The 25,998-nt window shown below is 41.0% G+C and carries 28 protein-coding genes; 5 read left to right on the top strand and 23 right to left on the bottom strand.

What is annotated here, in order from left to right; translation table 11 throughout:
- Positions 1-5 precede the first annotated feature (5 nt).
- From K6V48_RS04190 to K6V48_RS04170, 5 genes are all read left to right on the top strand, one after another.
- Positions 6-674 (top strand): SatD family protein, encoded by a 669-nt coding sequence (locus tag K6V48_RS04190; protein ID WP_222368115.1) that lies wholly within the window; start codon positions 6-8, stop codon positions 672-674.
- Positions 675-677: 3 nt separating this feature from the next.
- Positions 678-1,418, top strand: a complete 741-nt coding sequence (locus K6V48_RS04185; RefSeq protein WP_222368113.1) for a DUF3307 domain-containing protein — start codon at positions 678-680, stop codon at positions 1,416-1,418.
- A 179-nt stretch (positions 1,419-1,597) separates the two neighbouring features.
- Complete coding sequence (locus K6V48_RS04180; protein ID WP_261311037.1) at positions 1,598-2,002, top strand: adenylyl-sulfate kinase; 405 nt, start codon at positions 1,598-1,600, stop codon at positions 2,000-2,002.
- A 168-nt stretch (positions 2,003-2,170) separates the two neighbouring features.
- Positions 2,171-3,241, top strand: coding sequence for a tyrosine recombinase XerS (gene xerS / locus K6V48_RS04175; RefSeq protein WP_172017918.1), 1,071 nt, complete (start codon positions 2,171-2,173; stop codon positions 3,239-3,241).
- 95 nt (positions 3,242-3,336) lie between these two features.
- Entirely contained in the window at positions 3,337-3,960 is a 624-nt protein-coding gene (locus tag K6V48_RS04170) for a YczE/YyaS/YitT family protein (RefSeq protein ID WP_172089296.1), read from the top strand.
- 34 nt (positions 3,961-3,994) lie between these two features.
- On the opposite strand, the gene K6V48_RS04165 is transcribed toward K6V48_RS04170, so the two are convergent.
- The 23 genes from K6V48_RS04165 to K6V48_RS04055 form a co-directional block, all read right to left on the bottom strand.
- Positions 3,995-5,287, bottom strand: a complete 1,293-nt coding sequence (locus K6V48_RS04165; protein ID WP_172038928.1) for a hypothetical protein — start codon at positions 5,285-5,287, stop codon at positions 3,995-3,997.
- A 113-nt stretch (positions 5,288-5,400) separates the two neighbouring features.
- A complete protein-coding gene (locus K6V48_RS04160) occupies positions 5,401-6,909 on the bottom strand; it encodes a phosphohexomutase domain-containing protein (protein WP_222368110.1) in 1,509 nt (502 codons plus the stop codon).
- A gap of 75 nt (positions 6,910-6,984) precedes the next feature.
- Positions 6,985-7,926: a sensor histidine kinase gene (locus K6V48_RS04155; RefSeq protein ID WP_222368108.1), complete on the bottom strand. Its 942-nt coding sequence runs from the start codon at positions 7,924-7,926 to the stop codon at positions 6,985-6,987.
- Complete coding sequence (locus K6V48_RS04150) at positions 7,923-8,588, bottom strand: DNA-binding response regulator (protein ID WP_105137858.1); 666 nt, start codon at positions 8,586-8,588, stop codon at positions 7,923-7,925. Before K6V48_RS04150 ends, K6V48_RS04155 begins: the two co-directional genes overlap by 4 nt.
- A gap of 41 nt (positions 8,589-8,629) precedes the next feature.
- The gene (locus K6V48_RS04145; RefSeq protein WP_024418294.1) at positions 8,630-8,896 is read right to left on the bottom strand and encodes a type II toxin-antitoxin system RelE family toxin; all 267 of its coding nucleotides are present in this window, start codon (positions 8,894-8,896) and stop codon (positions 8,630-8,632) included.
- Positions 8,886-9,125: a type II toxin-antitoxin system RelB family antitoxin gene (gene relB / locus K6V48_RS04140; RefSeq protein ID WP_105095051.1), complete on the bottom strand. Its 240-nt coding sequence runs from the start codon at positions 9,123-9,125 to the stop codon at positions 8,886-8,888. The genes K6V48_RS04145 and relB (K6V48_RS04140) overlap by 11 nt, the downstream gene beginning before the upstream one ends.
- A gap of 237 nt (positions 9,126-9,362) precedes the next feature.
- Positions 9,363-11,333 (bottom strand): FtsX-like permease family protein, encoded by a 1,971-nt coding sequence (locus K6V48_RS04135; protein WP_222368106.1) that lies wholly within the window; start codon positions 11,331-11,333, stop codon positions 9,363-9,365.
- A complete protein-coding gene (locus tag K6V48_RS04130; protein WP_172062489.1) occupies positions 11,334-12,086 on the bottom strand; it encodes an ABC transporter ATP-binding protein in 753 nt (250 codons plus the stop codon).
- A gap of 22 nt (positions 12,087-12,108) precedes the next feature.
- A complete protein-coding gene (locus K6V48_RS04125; RefSeq protein WP_222368104.1) occupies positions 12,109-12,483 on the bottom strand; it encodes a NisI/SpaI family lantibiotic immunity lipoprotein in 375 nt (124 codons plus the stop codon).
- Positions 12,484-12,495: 12 nt separating this feature from the next.
- Complete coding sequence (locus K6V48_RS04120) at positions 12,496-12,636, bottom strand: hypothetical protein (RefSeq protein ID WP_222368103.1); 141 nt, start codon at positions 12,634-12,636, stop codon at positions 12,496-12,498.
- A gap of 138 nt (positions 12,637-12,774) precedes the next feature.
- Positions 12,775-13,941, bottom strand: a complete 1,167-nt coding sequence (locus tag K6V48_RS04115) for an ATP-grasp domain-containing protein (RefSeq protein ID WP_024404674.1) — start codon at positions 13,939-13,941, stop codon at positions 12,775-12,777.
- 17 nt (positions 13,942-13,958) lie between these two features.
- Positions 13,959-14,705, bottom strand: a complete 747-nt coding sequence (locus K6V48_RS04110; RefSeq protein ID WP_024392152.1) for an esterase family protein — start codon at positions 14,703-14,705, stop codon at positions 13,959-13,961.
- Between the two features lie 29 nt (positions 14,706-14,734).
- The gene (locus K6V48_RS04105) at positions 14,735-15,562 is read right to left on the bottom strand and encodes an alpha/beta hydrolase (RefSeq protein WP_024392153.1); all 828 of its coding nucleotides are present in this window, start codon (positions 15,560-15,562) and stop codon (positions 14,735-14,737) included.
- Positions 15,563-15,670: 108 nt separating this feature from the next.
- Complete coding sequence (locus K6V48_RS04100; RefSeq protein ID WP_172018067.1) at positions 15,671-16,681, bottom strand: DNA glycosylase AlkZ-like family protein; 1,011 nt, start codon at positions 16,679-16,681, stop codon at positions 15,671-15,673.
- 74 nt (positions 16,682-16,755) lie between these two features.
- Positions 16,756-17,034 (bottom strand): type II toxin-antitoxin system RelE family toxin, encoded by a 279-nt coding sequence (locus K6V48_RS04095; RefSeq protein ID WP_024392155.1) that lies wholly within the window; start codon positions 17,032-17,034, stop codon positions 16,756-16,758.
- A complete protein-coding gene (gene relB, locus K6V48_RS04090; RefSeq protein WP_024404670.1) occupies positions 17,027-17,260 on the bottom strand; it encodes a type II toxin-antitoxin system RelB family antitoxin in 234 nt (77 codons plus the stop codon). The genes K6V48_RS04095 and relB (K6V48_RS04090) overlap by 8 nt, the downstream gene beginning before the upstream one ends.
- 106 nt (positions 17,261-17,366) lie before the next feature.
- Positions 17,367-18,701, bottom strand: coding sequence for a methylenetetrahydrofolate--tRNA-(uracil(54)-C(5))-methyltransferase (FADH(2)-oxidizing) TrmFO (gene trmFO, locus K6V48_RS04085; protein WP_222368101.1), 1,335 nt, complete (start codon positions 18,699-18,701; stop codon positions 17,367-17,369).
- 276 nt (positions 18,702-18,977) lie between these two features.
- The gene (locus tag K6V48_RS04080) at positions 18,978-19,730 is read right to left on the bottom strand and encodes an HAD family hydrolase (protein WP_222368099.1); all 753 of its coding nucleotides are present in this window, start codon (positions 19,728-19,730) and stop codon (positions 18,978-18,980) included.
- Positions 19,731-19,863: 133 nt separating this feature from the next.
- On the bottom strand, positions 19,864-20,355 hold the full coding sequence (locus K6V48_RS04075; protein ID WP_024404667.1) for a YkgJ family cysteine cluster protein: 492 nt from the start codon (positions 20,353-20,355) through the stop codon (positions 19,864-19,866).
- Between the two features lie 432 nt (positions 20,356-20,787).
- The gene (locus K6V48_RS04070) at positions 20,788-21,447 is read right to left on the bottom strand and encodes a Maf family protein (protein WP_024404666.1); all 660 of its coding nucleotides are present in this window, start codon (positions 21,445-21,447) and stop codon (positions 20,788-20,790) included.
- Between the two features lie 51 nt (positions 21,448-21,498).
- Positions 21,499-23,682, bottom strand: a complete 2,184-nt coding sequence (gene nt5e, locus K6V48_RS04065) for a cell surface ecto-5'-nucleotidase Nt5e (RefSeq protein ID WP_222368097.1) — start codon at positions 23,680-23,682, stop codon at positions 21,499-21,501.
- Between the two features lie 336 nt (positions 23,683-24,018).
- Positions 24,019-25,293, bottom strand: a complete 1,275-nt coding sequence (locus K6V48_RS04060) for a dihydroorotase (RefSeq protein ID WP_172018191.1) — start codon at positions 25,291-25,293, stop codon at positions 24,019-24,021.
- Positions 25,294-25,332: 39 nt separating this feature from the next.
- On the bottom strand, positions 25,333-25,989 hold the full coding sequence (locus K6V48_RS04055; RefSeq protein WP_222368095.1) for a uracil-DNA glycosylase: 657 nt from the start codon (positions 25,987-25,989) through the stop codon (positions 25,333-25,335).
- Positions 25,990-25,998: the final 9 nt, after the last annotated feature.

Genomic DNA, 25,998 nt, shown 5'->3' with positions numbered 1-25,998 from the left:
AAGTTATGAATTATATCGCAATAATAGGAGATATCGTCAATTCAAAACAAACTTCCAACCGCTCTAGTATTCAAGAGCGGCTAAAACAGCAACTGAATAGAATCAATCATTCCTTCGCTCAGGACTTCGCATCGCCATTTACCATTACAAAGGGAGATGAATTTCAAGCTTTATGCAAGCCTAACCCTTATATTTTTTTAATAATTGACCAAATCCAACTAGCCTTTCGTGATGAGGTGGAGATTAGATTTGGGATTGGTTTGGGTGAGATTCTAACAGCTATCGATCCCAAGCTAAGTATTGGAGCAGATGGTCCAGCTTATTGGGAAGCACGCAAGGCTATTGACTTCATTCATGATAACCATGACTATGGCACCAGCAAAATTGCATTTTCATCTGAATACAAGCAAATCGATCGTGTGATTAACCCCTTGCTAACTTCTAGCGATTTCATCAAAGCTGCCTGGAATCGTTCGCAAACGGATCTGTTTGAGACCTTAATCTCCAGAAAAATCTATCAAGAAGATTTCACACAAAAGCCAATTGCTGAGAAAATGAAACTCAGTCAAAGCGCCTTTACCAAACGTTTGAAATCCAGCGGAATCAAACTCTACCTGCGTAATCGTCAAACTGCCATGAATTTGATTCTCCAGCTCAGTCAGAAAGAAAGATAAAGCATGTCATTTTCAGTTATTTCTAGCTATCTTATTCAACATCCAGTTTTAACCGCCTTGCTTATTGCCCACTTTTTAAGTGATTTCACCTTCCAAAGTCAAGCACTGGCGGATGCTAAAAAACTGCATTTGAAAGCTCTTTTCATGCACCTTTTTATTGTTGCTATCCCTCTTCTTATCCTAGCCTTACTTACCCCCATTCAAAACGGAGATTTATTTTTTAAAGTTTGGCTGAGTCATCTTGCGATTGACTATGTCAAATATTTTCTTAACAAACACCATTGGATAAAGGACTCCTGGGAAACTGGAGAATTCCTAGCTGATCAATTGCTACATATCATCTCTATCATCATTCTTTATCACACTATAGGTGTCAATGTCGCTTCACACTCACTCTGGATTGAACCAAATTATCTCCTCCTGCAAATCCTTTTTATCCTCCTGATCAGCAAGCCCGTCAATATTCTTTTCAAACTCTACTTTAGCAAATATCAGGTAGCGGAAGGAGAAGAAGAGCAGACTGTGACAGGTGCAGGAGCCTTGATTGGTCAATTGGAGCGCCTCATAATGGGAATTTTTCTACTTCTGGGCCAATACACAGCTATCGGGCTGGTATTTACTGCAAAATCCATCGCACGCTATGATAAAATATCCAAAAGCCAAGCCTTTGCTGAATACTATTTAATCGGTTCGCTATTTAGCATCATCAGCGTCCTAGTATTGTACGTTTTATTGATTTTATAAAACAAAAAGTTTACATAATTTATTTTGTGTAAACTTTTTTTTGTAAAAATAGAAAGGAATACTATATGATTATTTGGTTAAATGGTCCATTCGGTGTCGGAAAGAATACTTTAGCAAATATATTACACAAATGAATAGAAAACTCATATCTCTATGATTCCGAGTTACTAGGTGATTTCTTGCAACATAAATTACCTCAGACTGTATGTCCTGAAGATTTTCAAGATTATTCTGTTTGGCGACAGAGTACTTATAAAATAGTATTTGATTTAGCGGTTAAAACTGATAAGATTATTATTCCCGTGACAATCTATAAGAAAGACTATTATCAGGAGATTATTCAGCAATTGATAAAGGATAAAATTCCTCTGGAAAAGTATATTTTGTTAGCTGACAAAACAACCATTTTGGAACGTTTAGATAATCGAGTCAATGAAGACAACATCTGGGCCAAGAGACATCTTGATGTTTGTTTAAAAGCTTTTGAAAGTCATATTCCGGGGCAAAGGTTAAACACAGACAGTTTGAAGCCAGAAGAGGTTGCGAAGAAGATTCTAATGTACAGTGAGTTTGCCGAGAAATAATCTAGATTTTTGGGATTTTGGGTGTGAAAAAAATTTTTCCAGTTATCAAGAAGTTTTTGTTATAGAGATGAATATCCCTGCACACATCTTTCCGAAAAACTATAATTTTCTTGAAACTTATATAAGGTTATGCTATACTACTCATATAGCTAAAATCAGGAGAAAATGATGAGACGCGAGTTATTATTGGAAAAAATTGATCAACTAAAAGAAATTATGCCTTGGTATGTTCTGGAATATTATCAGTCAAAATTGGCTGTGCCTTACAGTTTTACAACCTTGTACGAATATCTAAAGGAATACCGTAGATTCTTTGAGTGGTTACAAGATTCGGATTTGGTGTCTGTGGAACGGATTGCTGACATTCCGTTAGATATCTTGGAACATCTGACCAAAAAAGATATGGAGGCTTTTATTCTTTATCTGAGGGAGCGTCCCCTGCTGAACGCCAATACCACGCAGAATGGTGTGTCGCAAACCACCATTAACCGTACCCTGTCGGCACTTTCTAGTCTCTTCAAGTATTTAACCGAAGAAGTGGAAAATGAGCAGGGCGAACCCTACTTCTACCGCAATGTCATGAAGAAGGTGTCGACCAAAAAGAAGAAGGAAACCTTGGCAGCACGAGCGGAGAACATCAAGCAAAAGCTCTTCTTGGGAGATGAAACCATTGAGTTTTTGGAGTACGTAGACAATGAATACCAAGCCAAGTTATCCAAGCGGGCCCTCTCCTCTTTCCAGAAAAATAAGGAGCGGGATTTGGCGATTCTGGCACTTCTCTTGGCTTCTGGCGTCCGTCTGTCAGAAGCGGTGAATTTGGATCTTCGAGATGTCAACCTCAATATGATGATTATCGAAGTAACCCGTAAGGGTGGTAAACGGGACTCTGTCAATGTGGCTGGGTTTGCTAAGCCCTATCTGGAAGCCTATATGTGCATCCGTCAGCAACGCTACAAGGCTGAAAAAACGGATACAGCCTTCTTCCTATCCGAATACCGTGGTCTGCCCAATCGTATCGATGCGTCTTCTATTGAAAAAATGGTGGCAAAGTATTCTGCAGATTTTAAGATACGTGTTACTCCACACAAACTTCGTCATACGCTAGCAACACGACTCTATGATGCCACCAAGTCGCAAGTTCTGGTCAGTCATCAGCTGGGTCACGCCAATACCCAGGTCACCGATCTCTACACTCATATCGTCAATGATGAGCAAAAAAATGCACTGGATCAGTTGTGATGTTACGTAATATAAATTATGCAACAAGATTCAAAAGTTTTATCAATTCAAAGTTGAGTATTGATTTTTCATTTAGAAGTATATACAATAATGATATGAAATTTGTAAAATTTATCGTTGCAATTAATATCATGGCAGTTGCTGTGGTTATGTCGAAATCTTCGTTATTAGGTACTTCTCCCATTGCTGCAATTCCAAACGTTGTTTCTGAATCCTTTGGGGCATCCATTGGTGTTAATACAACTGTATTTTTAGCTATACTTGTACTCATTCAAATTATCGTTGCCAAACCAGATACGATTAAAGACTTAATTCCGTATATTGTGCAACTAATTCCAGGAACCTGTTTTGGGATTTTTATTTCTTTCTATGACAGATTACTCACTCCGGTTCTTACTACACAAGTATATCCTATCCAGCTTATTATTTTGATTATTAGCGTCTTTGTGCTTGCTCTTGGCGTCTTAATGGAAGTACAGGCTGGAACAGTTGTGATGCCTGGTGAAGGACTACCTAAAACTATTGCACTAGCAAGTGGCCGTTCGTTTCATCAGGTAAAATTATATTGTGACAGTGCGATGGTTATAGTGGCTCTTATGCTTTCATTTCTATTTGGAAATCCATTTCTTGGCATTAGAGAAGGTACAATTATCGCAATGATTTTTACAGGTCCAGTTATTTCTTTTTTGCAAAAGCATATCGATAAATATAAAAAATGAGATTTGGGAATGAAACAAATCTCATTTTTTACCTTTAAAAGATGGATGCGATGCTATCGTCACTAAATGACTTGCTGTTTGTACCAGTTGCTTCAATAGTCCCTTCGATTTGAACATTGTCTAGTCGTGCATCTTGTTCCATTGTTACGGTTGTGACATTCGCACCATGGCTGATAATAGAACCATGGACATGAAGTGTATGTAGGTAACCACCATCTTTAATTGAAAAGGCATAAGCTGGTAAATCTACATTAACACCTTTAACGAGTGATTGTCCAACTCCACCATGGGTAGTAATATTTCCTTCAATATGAAGTTCACCCACTTCTTTAGAAATTTGAATACCAACTGCTCCATCATTATAAGTATTGATATCCGAAAAATGACCTTCTTTTAACGTTCCATCGTATTGGTTATAAGCTCTTGCACCGACACCAAATGTAGAAATTGTATTTTTAGCTTGGAAATAATTGACTGTTCCAAAATTTACAAAGCCGACTCCTGATTGACCGTAAGAGATTACGTCACCTTCAACGATCCATCTATCTACTGTACCCCATGCATCTAGCACCATATCATTGACACCATAGGTTACTGTCTTACCCAATTGATGTAGATTTTGAACATGAGCGCCGTACACAATAAATACGCCAGCTGTTATAAAGTCAGCAACTCCTTGTGGTAAGAGTCCAGTTGAAAATACTGAGCCAAGCGTGATTTTTTCAATATTTACTTGTCCACCCGCATCGTTGAATCCTGAAATAAATACTCCAGAACCTATGACAGGTTGGCCATCTTGCCCAATATTTAGATCACTGATTGATGCTGTGATATTACTAGAAGCATCGGGGTTAAAATTATACAAGGTGTAGGCGCCCTGTAAAACGTTTACACCATATTTTTGTGGCTGTTCTAAATAGGTTCGAGTATCAGATTTTCGCACTAAAACGTTATGAGTTTCAACATGTGCGGACAAAGTCGGAGCTTTGAAAATAAGTGATATCTGACCATCAACTTCTAAATGATTTAATGAAACGGTACCAAAGTTTTCCCTACTTTGTTGTGGCAATAACGAAATGGCTTTCTTATCCTGTAACGCAGAAATTGCTAAATCTGTGATAGTTGCGCCTCCCTTTAAAATAAATCCATCTGAGTGGGAGAAGAAGACGGTGGGCGATACACCGTTTTCTTGTCTTACTCCTTTTATTTCAATTCCATCAGGTAGAAAAATAGGTTGTGCGAGAGTCATTGTTCGTGTAATGTGTATGGACTTTTCGTTATGATCCAGGGCTTCGATTAATTGAGAAGGATTTGAAACTTTTATCATCATTATTACCTCGCTTTCTTTTATAATATCATTTTATCACTAATTAATGGTAAGTCAAGAAAAAAACTATTGAAATTTAAAAACCTGATCCCTAGGACCAGGTAAATGCAGTTTTACAATAATTCTTTTAATTTTTCCTGATTGACAGCTTGGTACTGGTCCAAAAAGGCTGAGAGAGTTCGTAAAACGGCAGGTATGTGTCCAGTCTGGTCATTCTCCACCTGCAAGACCAAGAGGGGCTCGTGGAGGCTCATACGGAGCAAGAGCCAGCCGTCACCATAAGGCTCAGTCAGGTCAAACCGCACTCCTTCTTCGTTTTCTGGGTTAAAAGCAAAGCCTTCGAGGCTGGTTTGGCGGAGGTCAGCAATCACCTGTTCACCAAGTGCTCGATAGTCTGCCGCCTCTAGTTTGAACCGTACTTCTTGGGTTTCAAGTGGTTGCTTGAGCTGGGCAATCAAGTCGTCCAAGGACTTGCCTTCCGCTTGCAGTTTTGGTAAGAGCATGAGAATCTTAGCCGCTACATAGGTTCCGTCATCAAGGAAGTAATTTTCCTTAAAGGCAGCGTGTCCTGAGGTTTCGATAGCCAACTGGCAATCAACTCCCTCTTGATTGGCTAAAATAGCACGGTTTATGACATTACGGTAGCCTGAAATATAGCGAATTTGTTTGCCTCCCAGGCTTTCTATAAAGACCTTAAGGTGTTCAGTCGTTGGGGAATTGGTCACAATGCTGGTTCCTGGATGTTCAGCTAGGACAATCTGGCTGAGAACGGCAATCAGGTTGTTACGATTGAGAATTTCTCCTGACTTGGTGACCAGGGCGGCACGGTCAACGTCGGTATCAAAGATAATGCCTAGGTCTGCACCTTGCTTCAAGACAGCCTGACGAATGCTTTCCATAGCTTCCTTGTTATCTGGGTTTGGAACATGGTTTGGGAAGGTGCCGTCTGGGTCTAGGAATTGTGAACCAGTGGTATCTGCTCCCAATTCTGCCAAAACTTTCTCAGCAAAAAATCCGCCTGCACCGTTTCCAGTATCGACGATGATATTAAGACCTGTCAGTGGTTTTTCTTGTCCACCACAGGCGGTACGAATTTTACCAACCAAGTCTTGGGCATAAGGCGTAATCAGGTCTGCACTGGTGATACTTCCAAGGGAAGAAGCTGGCAAGTCTTCACTATGCGAGAGGATGAAGTCAATATCTTCGTGCTCTGCTCCGCCATTTTCCGAAAAAATCTTAATGCCGTTGAAGTAATACGGCAGGTGGCTGGCAGTAATCATGACACCAGCGTGGCACTTGAACTGAGGATACTGGGTGCTCATGAAGAGAGCTGGCGTGGTGGCCATGCCGAAGTCAATCAGCTGAACTCCCAGACGAACGGCTTCTTCTGTAAAGGCTGAGACCAAATCTGGACCACTGAGGCGGCTGTCTCGACCGATACCGATGGTCAATTGGCCTTTTTGATAGGCCTGCGCCAGTTCTGGCTTCTGAGTTAGCCAATGAATAAGTCCGCGAACCACTTCCTTGGTGGCTTGTGGAGTGAGATTGACAGCATATTCGTCTGTAGCAATGGCAATGCCACGAATATCTGATCCATTTTGCAAGACGTGATGGTGGGACATAGTAACCTCCTAATTCAAATTAAATTTAGTATATCATATTTTTGAAGCGGTTTCAAAGTAAAAAAAGCACAGCTTTTACTGTACTTTAGTGATGCTTACAGTTGTCCCAGCTTCCAATTGACTTTCCACGGAAATAGCTAGTTCCAACTGATTCAAGACCCGCTTGGTCAGATACAAGCCAAATCCTGTCGCTTTTTGGTGTTCACGACCATTAAAACCTGTAAATCCCTCATCAAATAGGCGTGGAATGTCTTCGGCTAGAATCCCAATTCCCGTATCGGAAATGGAAATTCCCTCATTCAGCTCAATTGTCACCTTGCCACCAGCCTTATTGTACTTGAGGGCGTTGTCGATGATCTGTGACAGGGCAAAACTGAGCCACTTTCTGTCGGTTTTCAGTAACCAATTTCCATCGATGGTCACTGAAATGTCTTTTTGCAAGAACTGATTGCGGTATTTCTTGACCAAATCGACCACTACTTCTCTCACTTCCACCTGCTCAAAGCGAAAATCGCTGGCATGGTTGGTCAGTTTGAGGTAGTTGAGGAGATTTGCCATGTAATTATCCAAGCGTAAGAGCTGGTGATCGACATCCTGCTGGTTGAGATTGTCAGTCTGGCTCATCAAAGACAGGGCAGCCAGAGGCACTTTCATTTGGTGAGACCACATTTTAACCATAGCTTGCAGGTCTTCTTCTCGTGACTTATAGACCAAAAGCTGCTCCCGCGTCGCCTCCTTCTCCGCTTCAATCAAGTTGAGATAGGCAAGGTCCACAGGCTTATTAAGCAGGGGTAGTGCTTCTTCATGGACATAGTCCTCCAAGGCTCTCATGCGATTGCGAAACTTCCAAAAAAGCCCCACTGTCAGTAGGATGATGAGGGTTAGGGACAATAGCAGAGCGTTTTGCAGAAATTCGCTGGGCAGTTGATAGAGAAAGAAGAGCAAGATAAAACTGCCAGACAAAACAATGTATGAGAAATAAAAACTCCTATATTCTCGGATAAATCTTGCTATCATTTGACCAAGTACCCCACGCCACGAACCGTATGAATACGTTCAAAACCGACCTCACTCACCTTCTTACGCAGTCTGGTCATGTTTACATTGAGCGTATTCTGGTCGATAAATTCTTCATTTTCCCAGAGTTTTTCCAAGAGTTCTTCCTTGCTGACAATCTGCCCCTGTCTTTCTAGTAAGGCAGACAAAATCTTGGTTTCTGTTAGAGACAATTGAACCTGTTCCGATTCATTTGAAAATCGCCCATCCAAACTAAGCTGGAATTGGTCGATAGACAAATCGGTTGATTTGCTGAATTGATTAACCCGACGCAGAAAGGCACCGATTTTGGCATCCAAAATCCCTAGTGAAAATGGCTTGGACACAAAATCATCACCACCCATGTTCATGGCCATGACCGCATTCATCTCATCATCGCTAGAGGAGATAAAGATAATGGGCATGGTCATGGTTTTACGGATTTCTGTCGTCCAGTAAAAGCCGTTGTAATAAGGCAGGCTAATATCCATCAGCACTAAGTCTGGTTTGAGTTCTGCAACCTCCTGACTGACAGCTCGGAAATTCTGCACACTTTCCACCTGATATGATTTTCCCAGATGCTGCTTCAAGAGCTGGACAATCATCTCATCGTCTTCAACAATATAAATCTTCTCTTTTTTCATCTTCTTCATTCTGCAAAAGCCAGGACACAGGTCTTGGCTTTTTATTTATATACTTCTTTTCGATGCCCGACTTCAAGGGCAGTTACAATCAATTTATCATCTTCAATGCTGACGATGACCCTGTAATTGCCGATACGGTAGCGCCATTGGCCAGAACGATTGGCAGTCAAGGCTTTTCCGTATTGTCTGGGGTTGTCACACCCGTCAATATGCTTATAAAGATACCGTAAAATCAAACTTGCAGCCGTTTTATCCAACTTTCGAATTTGCTTTTGAGCCTTAGCGGACAAAATAACCTTATAACTCAATGCCCAACTCCTCAGCCATTTGTTCTAATGTTATCGGCTCAATTCCATTCGCCAAGTCTTCTTGGTATTCTGCCCAAGCTTTGTCTGCCACACGCGCATCGTACTCATCTTCAAGGGCTTCAAGGGTTTTAGTCCGAATTAGTTCTGATAAACTCACACCTTCAAACTTTGCCATAGCTTGCATAAAGAGTTTGTCCTGCTCAGAAACTTTCAATGTGATAGCCGCCATTTTTCTTACCTCTTTTAGTATTCCTTTGGTATTACCATTGTAACACCATTTCCCTGAAAAAGCAAGAGGCTGGGCAGAAAGTCCAGCCTCGCTTCTCAGAGTTCGTGTCAACATCTCAGCGCAGTGGTTGATTGGCAGATTTGTTCGTGTTTCACACTCCAAATCTGACCTAATCAACTGTGCGGGGGTGGGAAGACGAACTCTTTTTAGACTGGTCGAGTTCTTTCCCACTCCCTGCTACCGTTCAATAATGCGGTAATAGGTGCGACTAGTCCACTTGTAAATGACGAAGTAAATCAGAGCAACTGCAAGCAAAGTAATTCCGCTGACCGTATAAATCATAAGAGATGAGGTAACCCCAAAGGTCAGTAGCATTTGCTTCAGCATGACCAAGGATACCACAAAATGCACAGTTGCCATGACCAAAGGCATAAAGAAGACAGTAAGTGTTTGTGAGTTAATTGTCTTTTTGACAGCTGCTGCACTCATGCCCACTTCTTGTAAAATCTTGTAAGATTTCTTGTCCTCATGCCCTTCTGAGTACTGCTTGTAGTAGATAATCAAGGCTGCACCCAGTAGGAAACTAATTCCCAACAAGAAGCCTGTAAAGAGGAAACCGCCTGTAAAGCCCATCAGTGAATTGTTGAAATCCGTACGTTGCATAACATTTCCAAGATATTCTCCATTTTCATCGAGAATTTCATATATTTCACCAGATTGCTCTCCAAGAGAGAGTACCTCTTCATCCGTCAAATCGGTAAAGACACGGTAGTCCAGGCTAACCTGATAGCCTTGCGGATTATTGGACTCATAATACTCACGAACAGTATTCAATACAGTGTCATCACTGACTACCATAACGGCGGCATTTAGCGTATTGGTGATGTCTGGGAAAATAGCCTGGTCAAGATTGGCTACATTCTCAAAGGTATGATCGCCCAAAACAAGCTTTTTCAGCAATGGTTTTTCACTCGGACGCATAAAGACCACTTGATTGGCAGCAAGCTCTGGCAGGTCATTGCCCAATTTCCTTAAATCATCTTGCGTGATAAAGTAGGTAAAGGCCATTTTGCTAAAATCTGGATTGGAAATGGTTTCTGGGCTAATGATAATTTCTTCACCACCATCATAGACCAACCCAGCTTGATAGGTCAGGTAGGATAGATTGTCATTAGCTTTTTCTGGAAAATGGCTGAGCACCGATTGCTGGAAGGCCATTTCACCCTGACTTCTATTCGAAACTTTATAGGTAATAGATGTTTCCTTGGGATAGAGTCCACCAATCATGCTGCTCATACCTGTATAAAGGGAGGTTGTGGTCGCAATGGTCACAAAGGCCATGACGGCAAGTAGCGTAATATTGGCCAAACCCGTTGCGTGCTGTTTCATCCGGAAAATCATCTGCGATGTCGTAATGAAATGCTCTGGCGTATAGAAATAACGCTTGTTTTTCCGCCGAGCCTTCAAATACCAAGTCATAAAGCTAATGTAGAACAGATAGGTCCCCGCAATGACAAAGAGTACAGCGATGAAGAAACGATAAATAACAGCCAGACCTTCTGCTTTAGATGAAAGTGATAGGTAGTAACCAACCCCTAGGCTAAGTACACCGAGTGCTGCCAAGAGGAAATTCCCACGCGGCTCCTTCTCCCCTTTTTCACTAGCTCGGAATAAAATCAGCGGACTGGTCTTGCCAATAGTCCGAATAGCCAGTAATTCCAAGATAAAGAAGATACCTGCAAAGAGAAAGGCGGTCATGGCAAATGCCAGAGGAGCTATTCCAAAATGCAAATCACTATAATTTGTTAGATTGACAAAAATCAAGTAGAGAACATTTGCGAACACACCAGCTAAGACAGAACCAAGAACCACAACCAGTAAGAATATCATCATCAATTCTAGGCTGGCTATCAAGGCTACTTTTTTCTTGTTCATCCCCAGCATGTTATAGAGACCAAATTCCCTCGCCCGTTGTTTCATCAGGAAATTAAAACTATAAATCTCCATAATGACCGAGAAAATGGTCAGAACAACAACACCAAGACCGATAGAAACGGCACCAGAGCCCATGGTCTCCATAACTGGACTTAGCATGAGTAAGAACATGGAACAAATCAGAGTAAATAGCACAAGACTGGCTAAAACGAATGGAGCAAAAACACCCATGGATTTTCGGATATTTTGCCCAGCAAGTTTGAGGTAAAACATCTACTCACCCCCTAAAAGTGCAGACATATTGAGCGAAATCTCCTTGGCAAAATCTTGATTGCTCTTACCTGCCTTGTACAATTGGTGGAAAATCCGACCATCCTTGATAAAAAGTACGCGCTTGGCATGGCTAGCAGCGTTGGCTGAGTGAGTTACCATGAGAATGGTTTGTCCGTCTAGGTTAATGTCTTCAAACAAATTCAGCAAGTCTTCCGAATTGCGGTAATCTAGGGCAGCCGTCGGTTCGTCCGCTAGGACAATCTGTGGCTGGGTAATCAAACTACGAGCAATGGCCACGCGCTGCTTTTGTCCACCAGAAAGTTCAAAGGGACGTTTTTTCAGCAAATCTTGAATACGCAGTTTTGGCGCCAGAGCTTTCAAACCTTTCTCCATTTCTTGATGACTAGCGCGAGCCAAAACCAGGGGTAAAAAGATATTGTCTTGGATAGACAGGGTATCTAAGAGGTTGAAATCTTGGAAGACAAAGCCTAGATTACGCAAGCGGAAATCCGCCAGCTTGCTTTCCTTGATTTTGGTGATGTCTTGATTGTTTAATATAACAGAGCCCCTCGTCGGCTTGTCCAGGGTTGCTAGAATGTTGAGCAAAGTCGTCTTACCAGAACCACTTTCCCCCATGATAGCGATAAACTCGCCCTCTTCTACCTTAAAATCCACATCTTGCAAAGCACGAGTTTCCTCTTTTGAAAACCGCGTGCGGTAAACTTTTTCTAAATGATTGATTTCTAATAACATAGTTACTCCTACTTTTCTTTTTTTATTCATCTGCTTGATCAAGCACTTCTTGATAATTGATACGATCTGACTCAGCAATATTGTCTTCTAAGTCCACTTTATAATAACCATCCTGGACACCGATGGCCCATTCCTTGTTAGTTGTTACATAAATAGTATTCAAGGATACTGTCTTTTTCACTGCCCCTTCTTCTTTGACAACAGGCCATTCCATAAACTGAACTTCTGTTCCTTGAATACTATCTTCGGCAACTTCCTGTTTGCTAACGGCATAGTCTTTTCCCTTGTAATGGAAAGTTTGATAGCCCTCATCAAAGCTAAGGCTTGCTGAAGAGGGAGAGCAAGCAGTTAGCATTATACTGCCCAAAGCCAGCAAGCCAAATACTTTCTTTTTCATAATTTCCTCCTTCTAGTATGCCATAAATCGCATACTTTGCAAATCATGGGCGAGCTCTTCTAAGAATATGGCTTGTTCCATGAGTTTAGTTTTCTCTTTTTCTGAGAATACCTTTTCTTCCATTCTCTTTGCTTGTAGAAATTTGAATGACATATGATTTCCTTCTTTCTATTTCTTATGAGTCTATTATAGAAAATTGTTTTGCCTCGTTCCCTTACAGTTCTGATATATAAACTTACAAGGTTGTAAGAAAAGGAAAAAGACACCATTTCTGGCGTCATTGAGTTTGTTTTATTTTGTTTCGCCAATAAAGGCAATCATTTCATCTAATTCATCCTTGCTTTTGGTTACAAGTAGATAGGCATCATTTCCCTGTAATTCTGCGAAGGCGTCAGGCATGCGTTTTACTGTTTTTAGCTTATCCGAATAACGATCACGAATAGCATCTGCAGAGTGGACATATTCTGTTGCATCACGACGGGTTGCTACTAGACAGTATTGTGGCTCAAAACGTCGTTCCTCAATTGAACCTCCAGAAACAACATTGGCATAATCACGGAAAAGATCAATTGAATGGGCATAGTTATAAGATTCTACTGTAAAGCCACCAGCCATACGGTTATTGTATTCGATAGCAATATAATCTTTACCATCCTTGAAAAATTCAATATGGAAGAAACGCTCTTTCATGCCAAATGCTTTGATAATGGCACGTCCGTAGGCTACCAATTTTGGGTCAAGCTCTTTTTCAATGTAATAGGCATTATCTTTTTTACTTTGTACCAATTCAAAAGGGGTATGTACATAAGTTAATCCTGTTTCAAATACAACATTTCCCTTGTTGTCAATCAAACCATCATAAGTTGTAATGATACTTGAATTGACAAATTTCTCAAAGAAATAAGCTGTACGACCATCCCAGGCTGTTTTAAAGTCTTCCAAATCAGCTTTCTTTGTCAGCTTAAAGGTTCCTGATGCTCCCACCCCATTGTCAGGTTTAGCAATCAGTGGAAAACCAATCTTTTTCACAGCTTTTTCAATATCTTTTTCAGTTTTTACAACCATACCTGGAACTACAGGAACACCTGCTTTTGTGAAGTATTTCTTCATTTCAGACTTAAACTTTGTCTTTTTAAGATTGCTTGGCTTAGCCCCAAAGATATTGAATTGTTCACGAAGAGCAGCATCTGTCTCTAACCAATGTTCATTATGAGATTCTACCCGATCCATTGGACCATGCTTATAAATTAAGAAAGCCGCTGCACGCTTGACTTCATCAAGATTTTCAAGGTTTTCAACTCGAAAATACTCTGTAAGGGCATTTCTCAGTTCTTCAGGGAGCTGATCATAAGGCTCTTGTCCAATACCAAGAACTGTAACGCCTTCTTTTTTTGCCAATTCAATAGTAAATGGCTGGAAATTTTCAGGATAAAAAGGGGAAATGACGAGATAATTCATAAAAAATCCTTTCTAGCTTATAATCCAATCGAATGAAGGAAAAATGGCATCTGTTTTCTCCACCATACCCAGTCATGGGCTACGTCTGTACCCCATGTATCAAACCAAGCAGGAATATTTTTTTCTTCAAACGCACGTTTTAGGTTGTAGAATGAATCCAGACCATCTTGTTCCCAATCGCCTAGACCGGTACATACAATAATATCCGCTTGGCGGTATTTATCAATAAACCAGCCATCATGTTGATTCCAAATATAGTCTGCTGGAGAGTTTTGATAAACAACTTCATCATTTCCATAATCTTGATGATGATTGAAATATCGTGCATCGTAAATCCCAGAAAGTGCAATGACTTTTGTAAAAACATCTGGATGTTGTAAGAAGAAATTCAGTGCATGATAAGCTCCCATTGAGCAACCTGTTGCCATCATACCATCAAACCAGCCAGTTTTATGTTTAATAAATGGAATCGCTTCTTCAATCACATAGCGTTCATAGGCACGGTGAGCCTCTGCCTTATCATGAATGGATTTCCAATCGGCCAACCAACTTTCATTATCAAAGCTGGTAAGGGTGAAAAATTGTACATGACCTGCTTCGATAGACCCGCGGCAAGCCTCAATCATCCCAAAATCAGCATATTCATTATAGGAACCACCTGATGAAGCAAAGACGAGCACCGGAATACCTGCGTGACCATAACGATTCAAGTTCATTTCACGACCAAGATTTCCTGACCAATGACTTAAAAATTCGACATGCATAATGACGTCCTCCTTTGATATTTTTTGATTTATGACCAATGTTCACTTAAAAAACGTAGACAATCTGGTAAGTATAAGGCCCAAGCCTCCTCATTGTGTACAGCACCTGAAATTACTTCTAACTCTAAATTGTCCAAATGAACTCCACCAGAAATCAACTGTCGATAATAGGTTAATGATGAATTGATATAAGCTTGCTTGATATTGCCTGCCATCAATGTTTTGTCAGTATCATCAGCCTCCTCAGTACCCACATATATGTAAATTCGTTGATTTGGGTCTAGTTTTTGACGCTCAATAAAACGATCAAATGCATCTTGATGAAGCCAGTTAGCAGATGAAAAGACGCCTAAACAGCCAATTTGATCTTGATAGGCTAATCCCATAAACTGTGTGATGTTGCCACCCAATGACGAACCAATCATAGCCGTATGTGCCTTGTCGGATTTGGTCCGGTACTCTTTATCAATAAAGGGTTTTACCACATCCATGACAAATTCGGCGTACAAGGTCCCTTTCCCGCCAAATTGAACACCTGGTATGCTTGTTTCACTGTACTTCCAAGCTGCATACTCATGCATCCGTTCCATTCCATCATTATCAATCGCCACCACAATCATTTTACTAATATCTGGATTGCGCTTAATCGTTGGAATAACTTTCCACGAATGTCCTGAAAATGCTTCTTTACTATAGAGAACATTTTGTCCATCATGGAAATAGACAACAGGATAGGTCCTTTCCGTATCTTCAGCATATCCCTTAGGCAACAATACGCGGACACGGCGGTTTCTCCCTGTGAAGGGAACTTCTAATTCATGTGTTTTCATGTCCAAATAAAAGTATGACTTGTTCATAGTAATCTCTTTCATAGGTATTTTAAGTATTATATCATAGTTTTTATGAAATATTCAGAAAATTTAGTTATTTATTTACAACTTTCGTATTTACCGAACATAAACCAGCTATTGCTTCAGGACTTCCTCGTACATTTGGCGGTAATCTTCCAATTCTTTCTTCTCTTGTTGGCTGATGTCTTCAAAGATGTCTAGTAAAATAGTGCCTTTATCACGTTTCCAAGTTGCCACAAATCGTCCTTTATAAAAAACTACAGGTTTGACAATACCTGTCAGAGTATAGATATTTCGGATGTATCTTGGATCGAAAAATGGGTTGTTTTTCTTTTCATACCCCAAAAGTAATTGATCAAACCCAGCAACGAAAAGACACTGAGGTAAATCTGCCTCATCAAGCGTCCCAAGGTAAAACCGTTCCTCTCCATCTACTTGAATTGTTTTTAAATCTAATTGAGCCATCCACTCTAGAATGGTTGACTTATTTTCTTTAAAATAATAACGAGCATCTGCCAAACTGACAGGACCAAAGCCTGAAAAATACCGACGTGCTATTTCCAGCTCAGCTTCTTTCTTTGGTAGTGGTTGAAAGTCACGTAACCGATGAAACCTTTTTACCCCATACTCTTGGTAAATTTCTCCTCGTTCAACCATATAACGAAGGAGACCACCCCATGCATTGAAAACTTGTTTCTCTTCTTCTACTCCAATGTTCTCAGCTCGGCAAAGAATTTTCAACTCTTCACGAGTCATAGGGCCAGTTTCTAAGGCTTCCAAAATAACTTGATGAAATTTTTTCTTAACCTGTGGTAGAGCACCATCCCAACTTACTGTTTCAAGATAATCAACGCTTGCCATTCTCCCTTCATGAATATAGAGAGGAATTTCCGATTTGAGGTAGGCATGAACTGTCCGTCGAAGTGACCATTGGCGTGTCAGTGAGGCTTGCCAGTCCTGATTTTGAAATGCTTCATTGGTCATTCGATTACGAAAACCGATATGTACATAGGGCTGAAATTGTGCCTGCAAGCCGTTCAGGTTCTGGCAAATTTCTTGAACAGATTGCGCTGTAAGTAGCCCCTGTTTCTTTAAGATTATCCCCTTCCAAGTATCTTGGTTCATAGTACTCCTCTTTCTCATATTCTGTCTCCAGTATAACACAAAAGACACCCGAAGGTGTCTGGCATGAATTTCTCTCATTTCAACTTCTTATAAATATCGGAGCGATGTCCTACATGGAGATTGAGCAAAACCAATTCTCCTTCGTCAACGACAGCAATGATACGATAGTTTCCAACACGAAAGCGGACATAGCCAGCTAAGTTTCCTGTCAAATACTTTCCAGGAGAACGTGGAAAATCCACATCTACCAGATGTTTATCAATCCACCTGGCTATCTGCCGACTGGTTCCCTTATCGAGCTTATCCATATCTTCAAAGAAACTCGGAGCATAGTCCACGCGATACTTAGCCATAACGTTTCATCATTTCTTCGTGGCTAAAGGTTTTCTTACCGCTCTCAGACCATTCTTGATAGGTCTGTTCCGCCTTAGCGAGATCGTACATATCCTCCAATTTCTCTAAAACAGCTTCCCGAATAAAGTCCGTCTTGGTCATATGTTGTCCAGAAGAAACTTCTTCAATCAACTGGACCAAGTCTTCATCAAATCGGACAGCAATTGGTTTTGATAAAGTTGGCATTTATATCACCTCTATATGTTTACTATGTAAACATTATAGTCTGAAATAGGAAAAATGTCAATCATAGCAAAAGACACCCGAAGGTGTCTGGAGTTATCTGATTATCTTAGTAAGCCAAAAACTCTTCCAAGTCCTTGAGGGAACGCTCTGCTATTGCTTCATAACGCTCCTTCTTATCGCGGATACGCGGCCCATCCAGCTCCTTGATGATACCAAAGTTGACATTCATAGGCTGGAAGTGCTTGCTTTCGGTGTGGGTGATGTAGAATGGCAGAGCTCCGATGGCTGTTGTCTGTGGGAAGATGACTGGGTCTTCGCCGCGGAAGCGGCGAACAGCGTTGATTCCGGCCACTAAGCCAGAGGCGGCAGACTCGACATAGCCTTCAACTCCTGTCATTTGACCTGCAAAGAATAGATTTGCATTTTTCTTGGTCGCAAAGGTCTGTTCCAATAAGTTTGGCGAATCCATGTAGGAATTGCGGTGCATAACGCCGTAGCGGACAAATTCAGCATTTTCAAGTCCTGGAATCATCTGGAAGACACGCTTCTGCTCACCCCACTTGAGATGAGTTTGGAAGCCAACAATGTTGTAAAGGCTACCTGCTGCGTTGTCCTGACGGAGTTGGACAACTGCGTACGGTGTCTTGTATTCGCCGTCACGAGGTCCCTTGTAGTCTTCTGGGTATTCCAGACCAACTGGCTTCATTGGACCATAGAGCATGGTTTTGATGCCACGTTTGGCCATGACTTCAATAGGCATACAGCCCTCAAAGTATTTTTCTTTTTCAAAGGAATTGAGCGGCGCCTCTTCGGCTGAAATCAAGGCCTCATAGAAAGCGGTGAACTGCTCCTTGTTCATTGGAGCATTGAGATAGGCAGCTTCTCCCTTGTCATAACGGGACTTAAGATAAACTAAGTCCATGTTAATGGTCGAGCTGTCGACAATCGGTGCTGCCGCATCGTAGAAGTAAAAACCATCACCACCATTAAGCGCGTGAATCTTCTCCGCCAAGGCGTCAGATGTCAAAGGTCCCGTCGCGATAACTGTAATAGCATCTTCTGGAATCTCTGTAATCTCCTCACGAATCACCTCAATCAGTGGGTGGTTGTAAATCTCATCAGTGACTGCTTGAGAGAAATTCTCACGATCCATGGCCATGGCACCCCCAGCAGGCACACGGTGGGCCTCGCCAGCTCGCATGATAATGGAATCCAAACGACGCATTTCTTCCTTGAGAAGACCGACAGCGTTGGTCAAACTATCGCCACGGAATGAATTGGAACAAACCAATTCCGCAAACTTGTCTGTCTTGTGCTGAGGAGTCGGCTTGACACCACGCATCTCGTAGAGTTTGACAGGGATGCCACGTTTGGCAATCTGATAAGCAGCTTCTGAGCCAGCCAAGCCAGCTCCGATAACATTAATGTGGGTTTGAGACATGAAACTAATACCTCTAGCCAGAATATCTGACTACTGTTTGGGAATACCCCAAAACAGAACCTTTCTAATTTATAATACTACTCCAGTATATCAGATAATGAATAGAAATGGCAAAAACGAACCTTCCGGTAATAATAAATTATATATTTACATAATAAAATTTACGAAAACAAAATGGAATTTTCTCAACTGAAGGTCTGTTATACCTCTCTTCGACATAGAAGCAATGATAGAAAAAAGAACTACTTTCATGTATGAATGTAGTTCTTTGATTAGTTAACGAATCAGTTCGATAATATCATCGATAATCGTAAAGTCCCAACCTTTTTCTTGGTAAGCAAAGATCTCATCAGGGCTATAAGGGAAAGTATTCAGTAAGACACCATCAATTCCAACAGCTTGAGCAATAGCAATGTCTGAAGTCAAGTCATTACCGACAAAGACTGTTTCAGCTGGATCTAACTGATTTTCACCCATTAAACCTAGCAGAAATTCGGGTTCAGGTTTCTTAATGCGATAATCTGAGGAAATATAAATTTTCTCCATAAAGGTTGCGCACCCTGTTAGTTCAATCTCAGCTTGGGTAAATATTCGCTGAGCATTGGATAAGATAAACATTCGTGCACCCCTATTTTGTAGTTCCTCTAGGGTAGCTAAGGTATGCTGATAAGCTTCTAATTTTTCGCGAGAAAGGACCCGGAATACGGTAGCTACCATTTGTCCGAAAGTCTTTAAATCAGCAGGTTTATTTTGGGTTTCCCGTCCATATTTGGTATCAGTCAGTAATTGAACAAATACTTTCTCTAAGTCAATTTCGACATCTTGGTAAGGACTGATCCGGATCAAATCAAGCTCTGCTTCATTCGCAGTTTCTTGGAATGCACTTCTCAGCTGTCTAGCACCATAAGAACATCCAAAGGAATTATAGATAGCAGCCAGCTTTTCCCATAATTCCAACTTGTTTTCATCCGTTACAATATCTACAAGAGTACCATAAAAATCAAAGATGTAATTCTTATATTGTTTCACGAAGTTCTCCTATCTATGAGATATATAAGATATTATAACGCAATACGCAAGCGTTTGCAACAAAAGTTTGAAAATTAGTCTGGAAGTTTTCTAAAAAATCCTACGAAGTAAATTCAAATATGAATGGAAAAAATTAATTGATTCTTTCACTCAGTTTTTCAACAAAGAGATAAGCTGCGGGGCAAATCAAGGTGTTTTTTATGGTTAAATTGTTGATTTGATAGATTTTTTTGCGATCGGTATGAGGAAATTCTCGGCAGGCTTTTGGTCTCGCATCATATATGCTACACAGATTATCTCCACCTAGGAAGGGACACGGCATGGCCTGAAATACCTTATCTCCATCTTCGTCTACTCGCAAATACATCTCTTCAAAAACAGGTAGTTTCATTCGAAGATGCTTGGCAATGCGAGTAATATCAGCTTCGGTAAAAAGTGGCCCCAATGTTTTGCAACAGTTTGCACATTCTGTACAATCAATTTCAGAAAAGACTTCTGCGTGAATGTCTTGTACGATTCTGTCTAAATTCTTAGGCGCTCTTTTCTTGAGATTTGCTAGAAATTTTCTGTGTTCTCCTTGCTTCTGCAGGGCCAATTGCTTGTATTTTTCAATGTCTACACTCATAAACTCTCCTTTTCGTCCTCCATTATATCACAAACCAGACTGCCAGCTCTGAGGCTGTGTAAAAAAAGCCCAGCGCCACTTCTTAGAGTTCGTGTCAACATCTCAGCGCAGTGGTTGATTGGCAGATTTGTTCGTGTTTCACACTCCAAATCTGACCATTACGACTGTTGCGAACAAAGTTCGCTCCATTTCCAACCTCCAACAGTCACTACTCTGACTTAACGACTGATGCGAACTTTGTTCGCTATATCTCCAGCCTCCAAAGGTTCCCCGAACCTTTGGAGCTATGCGGGGGTGGGAGTTTAAAAGGTCTGGGAGACCTTTTAAAGTGGGAGATATAAGCTGACGGTAGTCAGCTCACATAAATTGATGTCCGGGGATAGACTGTTTCAGCTCAACAACTAGAAATAAAGACTTGTTGACGAACTCTTTTTAGTCCAATCGAGTTCTTTCCCACTCCCTGTCGTCAAATATCCTGCGAGATACTTCCGCTACTGGAAGACCGATAATGGTATGAATATCCCCGTAAATACTCGCCACAAATCGTGGATCCAGCTCCTGAATACCATAGGCACCTGCCTTGTCAAGTGGTTGCTTTTCAAAAATATAGGACTGAATTAGCTCCTCTAGTGCGGGATAATAGTCAACAAAATCAATCTGTGCCAGCGTATAGAAAACATCCAGTGATTCCGACGTTCGTAGACAAACTGAGGTCACCACATAATGACTCTTGCCAAAATAGGATCGAAACATCTCTTCAGCCTCGGTCAAATCTTTTGGTTTATTAAAAATCTGTTCGTCTGCGATTACAATTGTATCTGCCGAAATATAGAGATGACCTGGGGTCAACTTGATCTCAGACTTGGCCTTGGAAATCTCACAACACGATTTAGCTGCCCGAGTGAGAAAATCATCGGAAGCAAATTGGTTCATAAAATATTCTTCAATTCCTCGTTCATTCACTTCAACAGAGGTAATGTGTGGTTTCAAGAACTTTAATAACTCCTTACGGCGTGGTGAATTACTGAGCAAGACATAGGATGAGATTGGTTCACGTTTGCCTTCTCTTTGATATTGAAATACAGTTTGCATAGTTCCTCCATTAAAAAACAGAGTCCGAAGACCCTGTTTCAAAAAAATTGCTTACATTTCTTCTTTACGACGTAGAGCCATTGCCAGTCCCGCGAGACCTAAACCAAACAGGCTGAGCGTCAGATTCATCTGGTCACCAGTATTTGGCAAGACTCCTGCTTTTGTAGTTTTTACTGGACTTGCTACTTCTGGTTTTTTATCTCCTACTTTCGGAGAATCAACTGGGGCCTTCTTGTCCGTTGCTGAAGTATTTTGTACTTGATTAGATGGTGAATCCGTATTTTCGGCTGGAACAGTTTCTGGATTTGAGGCTGGATTTTCTGGATCAGTATCCAATAAAATTTCGATAAAGTCTGGGTAGCCATCTTCATCCGTATCAATACTTGAATTTACAGGAATGATACGTGAATATGGGTTGATATCTGCATAGGCTGATAGGTCAGCAGTTTTTAGGTAATCTGCAAATACACTATCCATTGACGGACCTTCTTCACGTGCTCCGCCAAGCATTGTGTAGCCATCACCACCAGCAGCAAGGAAGTCATTTGTTGCTAAATAGTACGTTTTTTCAAGATCCAAGGCGTCATATTCGCCAGTCTCTGGATTAAGAATACCGATAAGAAGAACACGTTCTTCTACAGGAAGCGTTGGATCGTAGAATACATTTGCTCCTGAAATGTGTAGGAATCCACCACTAGCTTCAAAGAGTGGCATACCATTTTCATCTAAAAGCATCTCGCCAGTTTCTGGATTCACTTGCAATGTAGATGATAAAGACTTGGTAAACATATCATAAATTTGCTGACCAGTCACTGTAATTTGTGAAATGATATTACCGAATGGTAAAACTGCAATAATATCACCTTTTGTAACCGGTTGATCTTTAGCAATAGTTGCGCGAAGACCACCGCCGTTTGTCACAGCAAGGCTAGTTTTATTTGAGAAACCTGTTTGACCATATGCGTAGATAGCATCTGTTACAGCATTACCTAAGTTAGTTTCACGTACACGAACATTTGAACGCTCACCATTCAATTCAACAGTGTTGTTTTCAATCACTACTTGAGCATTTTCAGCTTCATATTTTGCTTTGATTTTATTCACAAGCTCAGTAATTGCAGAATCTGGTGTCACAGAGGCCGTATCCGCAGCAGAAATAAGACTTGCTTCGCCCAATAATTGTTCAGATTTTAAGGTAACTTTACCAATATTATTCAAATAGGAACCTGTCTGGTTATAGGTTACATTGTCACCATATGTAGCAGATTGAACAGTATGGGAATGGCCATCAATAACAATCACACGTTTTCCTGCAAGTTTGGTATTTTGTGATAAGGCTTCTGCAAGTGTTGAACCTCTCCACTCCACTGGAGTAGTCGCATCAACACCTAAGTGCGCAAGAATGATGTAGTTGTTATAGACACGATTATCAGCAAGTGCACGTGCTTCTACTTCATCAATGACCTTATTTACTTCGGTAATAGGATCTGCAAATGTAACACCTTCAATATTTTTTGGGTGTGTCTTTGTAGCAGTTTCTGGTGTAGTGACACCGATAACTACAAATTCATCACCGACAACAGTTGGCGTTTTATCAACGATAGTTGAAGCTTCAAAAACACGAGCCCCATTAACGTAAGTGTTTGCACTCAATAGTGGGAAGTTCAAGGTCTCTTTGTATTTGATTGCTTGATCCATCCCAAAGTCAAATTCATGGTTACCAACAGCCATGGCATCATAGCCGACTTGGTTCATGATATTGGCTCTGTCTTCACCTTTTGTAGAGTTGGAAATTGGCAGTCCTTGGAAGGCATCACCAGCATCCACTACAATTGTATTTTCAACTTTACTACGTTCTTCTTCAATGACTGCAGCAGCCTTGGCATCACCGATTACGCCTTTTTCTTCAAGAATTCGACCATGAACGTCGTTTGTGTGTATGATAACTGCTTCGATTGAATCAGTAGTTGCAGTCGGGGTACTAGCTTCGATAGCCGCTTCCGCAGCTGATAATTCAGTTGTTGTAGCCTCTGTCGTTGTTGAAACAGTAGACATTGCCTCCGGAGTGTTCACTTCTGGATTAGATGCACTTGTCCCTGTAGTTTCAGTCTGTTGGACAATAGTTGATGAGGTATCTGCAGTTTGTACTTCATCAGCTTGAACTTGTTGAGCCAAAATCACCGGCGACAACAACAGGGTAGACAACACAGGCAACAATAAATCTTTCTTTTTCATAAATCGACCTTTCTTAAGTGAGTTATATAATTATTATACACTTTTTTTTCTAAAAACAAAAACATTGAATTCGTTATCATAGTTAAAATGTTCGTAAAATATTTGTATTAGAATGGCATTGAGGTATTCAAAAATGAATTTTGGAACGAATTCCTTATTGTTATACAGATATTTGAAACGTCACCGTTAAAATTTTCATTGGAATACCTGATAATATTTTGAACACTTCCACAATCATTTCCATCTCAGCAAGACTTAACTTCCTAAATGTTGCATCTAAATGTGGCTTTAACGATAAAAAAACTGCAACCAAGTTAGCTACAGTTCCATATGCTTTTATTTTTTATGATAAACGATGCTTCCATCTGAAATTGTAAAGTAGACATCGCCTTTCAAACTATCACCGATAAATGGGGAGTTTGCGGATTTTGATGCAAAATCAGCTGTGATTGTTCGATTTGCATCTGGATTGAAAATAACAAGGTCTGCTGGACCGTTTTCCGCAAGATAGCCAGCATCAAGGCCGTAGAGTTTGGCAGGATTAATAGTCATTTTTTCCAGCAATTGCACGAGCGTCAAGTGTCCTTCTTCTACCAAGTGAGTCAGACCAAGCGAAAGCGATGTTTCCAAGCCTGTCATTCCTGATGGGGCCTTTGTGAGATCTTCTACATTTTTTTCATCAGCGTGATGAGGAGCATGATCCGTTGCAATAACAGAAATAACACCAGATTTCAATCCTTCAATCACTGCCAACCGATCGCTCTCCAAGCGTAACGGCGGATTCATCTTGGCATTGGCACCTTTTTTTAGAAGTAATTCTTCTGTCCGTGAAAAATGTTGGGGTGCTACTTCTGCTGTAACATTTGCTCCGAGACCTTGAACAAACTCAACCACCTTGACCGACTCGGCTTTGGATAAATGCTGGATATGAACACGCGCACCCGTTTCATAGGCAATCATGACATCGCGAGCGACCATGCTGTATTCTGCTACGCCTGTTGCTCCACAAACATGAAAATGTTTTTCAGCTACTTGCTCGTTGAGTCCCAAGACACCATTCAGGTCAGGGTCTTCTTCATGCAGACTGATGAGACAGCCCTGCTCTTTGGCTAATTTCATAGCTTTTCTAACCACGCCAGCATTTGTCAAAGGAATACCGTCGTCCGAAAAAGCAACCGCTCCAGTTTCCAATAAGGCAGAAAAATCGGTCAGATTTTGCCCATCAAATTGATTGGTAATGGTAGCCACACTATAAATATGGATGGCTTCTTTTTTAGCAGATTCTAGGACTTCATTCAGAGTGTCTACTGTAGAAATCGTCGGATTAGTGTTAGCCATCATGACAACAGAAGTAAAACCACCCGCTGCTGCAGAAAGAGCTCCTGTATGAATATCTTCTTTATGGGTCTGACCAGGCTCCCGAAAATGAACATGAACATCGACCAAACCAGGGGCAACGACTAATCCTGTCGCATCAATCACTTCTTGCTCAACATCTTCTGAAATAGACTCCGCAATCTTAACAATCTTACTTCCGTCCATCAAGATGTCGCAAACCTTGTCTAAACCGGATTGCGGATCCAATACACGACCATTTTTCACTAATAACATTCATATTCTCCTTTGTAGTACCAAAGCCATTGCCATCTACTATCGCAGCCAATCAATTCCTGTTCTGCCTTGTGAAGTCAAGTAGGCATTTGCTTGTGAGAAGGGCTTGCTTCCGAAGAAACCTCGATAGGCTGAAAGAGGGCTTGGATGAGCAGATTCGATAACCAGATGTTTTGGATTGGTTATCAACGCCTTTTTCTTGCGAGCATAAGCACCCCAAAGAATATAGACAACAGGCTGGTCTAAGCTATTGACCACCTTAATAACAGCGTCCGTAAAAGGCTCCCAGATTTGCCCTGCATGTCCATTTGCCTGACCTGCTGGAACAGTTAAACAAGCATTGAGCAAAAGCACACCTTGTTCCGCCCATGCTGTCAAATCATGATCTTGTTTGACGCCAATATCATCCGTCAATTCTTTTAAGATGTTTTGAAGAGATGGCGGAGCTGGTACCGAGTTCGGAACAGAAAATGACAAGCCCTGTGCCTGACCAGGTCCGTGATAGGGATCCTGTCCCAAAATAACTACTTTAACCTCTTCCAAATCCGTTGTTGTTTGAATGGCAGCAAATACCTTCTCACGAGGCGGATAAACGGTTCCAACAGCATAAACATGATCTAAAAACTGATTAATTTTACCAAAATAATGCTCTGGCAACTGTGCCTTTATCAATTCGTGCCAAGCTGAATGTTCCATAAACTGCTC

Origin of the sequence: Streptococcus suis (assembly GCF_019794555.1) — a bacterium.
GTDB lineage: Bacteria > Bacillota > Bacilli > Lactobacillales > Streptococcaceae > Streptococcus > Streptococcus suis_AB.
The sequence above is the reverse complement of the archived record's forward strand: the minus strand, read 5'-3'. Positions and strand labels throughout refer to the sequence as shown.

What these genes read in the sequence shown, in the direction of transcription:
- K6V48_RS04190 (WP_222368115.1), top strand. Translation starts at nt 6, where the DNA reads ATGAATTATATCGCAATAATAGGAGATATCGTCAATTCAAAACAAACT.
- K6V48_RS04185 (WP_222368113.1), top strand. Translation starts at nt 678, where the DNA reads ATGTCATTTTCAGTTATTTCTAGCTATCTTATTCAACATCCAGTTTTA.
- xerS (WP_172017918.1), top strand. Translation starts at nt 2,171, where the DNA reads ATGAGACGCGAGTTATTATTGGAAAAAATTGATCAACTAAAAGAAATT.
- K6V48_RS04170 (WP_172089296.1), top strand. Translation starts at nt 3,337, where the DNA reads ATGAAATTTGTAAAATTTATCGTTGCAATTAATATCATGGCAGTTGCT.
- K6V48_RS04165 (WP_172038928.1), bottom strand. Translation starts at nt 5,287, where the DNA reads ATGATAAAAGTTTCAAATCCTTCTCAATTAATCGAAGCCCTGGATCAT.
- K6V48_RS04160 (WP_222368110.1), bottom strand. Translation starts at nt 6,909, where the DNA reads ATGTCCCACCATCACGTCTTGCAAAATGGATCAGATATTCGTGGCATT.
- K6V48_RS04155 (WP_222368108.1), bottom strand. Translation starts at nt 7,926, where the DNA reads ATGATAGCAAGATTTATCCGAGAATATAGGAGTTTTTATTTCTCATAC.
- K6V48_RS04150 (WP_105137858.1), bottom strand. Translation starts at nt 8,588, where the DNA reads ATGAAAAAAGAGAAGATTTATATTGTTGAAGACGATGAGATGATTGTC.
- relB (WP_105095051.1), bottom strand. Translation starts at nt 9,125, where the DNA reads ATGGCGGCTATCACATTGAAAGTTTCTGAGCAGGACAAACTCTTTATG.
- K6V48_RS04135 (WP_222368106.1), bottom strand. Translation starts at nt 11,333, where the DNA reads ATGTTTTACCTCAAACTTGCTGGGCAAAATATCCGAAAATCCATGGGT.
- K6V48_RS04130 (WP_172062489.1), bottom strand. Translation starts at nt 12,086, where the DNA reads ATGTTATTAGAAATCAATCATTTAGAAAAAGTTTACCGCACGCGGTTT.
- K6V48_RS04125 (WP_222368104.1), bottom strand. Translation starts at nt 12,483, where the DNA reads ATGAAAAAGAAAGTATTTGGCTTGCTGGCTTTGGGCAGTATAATGCTA.
- K6V48_RS04120 (WP_222368103.1), bottom strand. Translation starts at nt 12,636, where the DNA reads ATGTCATTCAAATTTCTACAAGCAAAGAGAATGGAAGAAAAGGTATTC.
- K6V48_RS04115 (WP_024404674.1), bottom strand. Translation starts at nt 13,941, where the DNA reads ATGAATTATCTCGTCATTTCCCCTTTTTATCCTGAAAATTTCCAGCCA.
- K6V48_RS04110 (WP_024392152.1), bottom strand. Translation starts at nt 14,705, where the DNA reads ATGCATGTCGAATTTTTAAGTCATTGGTCAGGAAATCTTGGTCGTGAA.
- K6V48_RS04105 (WP_024392153.1), bottom strand. Translation starts at nt 15,562, where the DNA reads ATGAACAAGTCATACTTTTATTTGGACATGAAAACACATGAATTAGAA.
- K6V48_RS04100 (WP_172018067.1), bottom strand. Translation starts at nt 16,681, where the DNA reads ATGAACCAAGATACTTGGAAGGGGATAATCTTAAAGAAACAGGGGCTA.
- K6V48_RS04095 (WP_024392155.1), bottom strand. Translation starts at nt 17,034, where the DNA reads ATGGCTAAGTATCGCGTGGACTATGCTCCGAGTTTCTTTGAAGATATG.
- relB (WP_024404670.1), bottom strand. Translation starts at nt 17,260, where the DNA reads ATGCCAACTTTATCAAAACCAATTGCTGTCCGATTTGATGAAGACTTG.
- trmFO (WP_222368101.1), bottom strand. Translation starts at nt 18,701, where the DNA reads ATGTCTCAAACCCACATTAATGTTATCGGAGCTGGCTTGGCTGGCTCA.
- K6V48_RS04075 (WP_024404667.1), bottom strand. Translation starts at nt 20,355, where the DNA reads ATGAGTGTAGACATTGAAAAATACAAGCAATTGGCCCTGCAGAAGCAA.
- K6V48_RS04070 (WP_024404666.1), bottom strand. Translation starts at nt 21,447, where the DNA reads ATGCAAACTGTATTTCAATATCAAAGAGAAGGCAAACGTGAACCAATC.
- nt5e (WP_222368097.1), bottom strand. Translation starts at nt 23,682, where the DNA reads ATGAAAAAGAAAGATTTATTGTTGCCTGTGTTGTCTACCCTGTTGTTG.
- K6V48_RS04060 (WP_172018191.1), bottom strand. Translation starts at nt 25,293, where the DNA reads ATGTTATTAGTGAAAAATGGTCGTGTATTGGATCCGCAATCCGGTTTA.
- K6V48_RS04055 (WP_222368095.1), bottom strand. Translation starts at nt 25,989, where the DNA reads ATGGAACATTCAGCTTGGCACGAATTGATAAAGGCACAGTTGCCAGAG.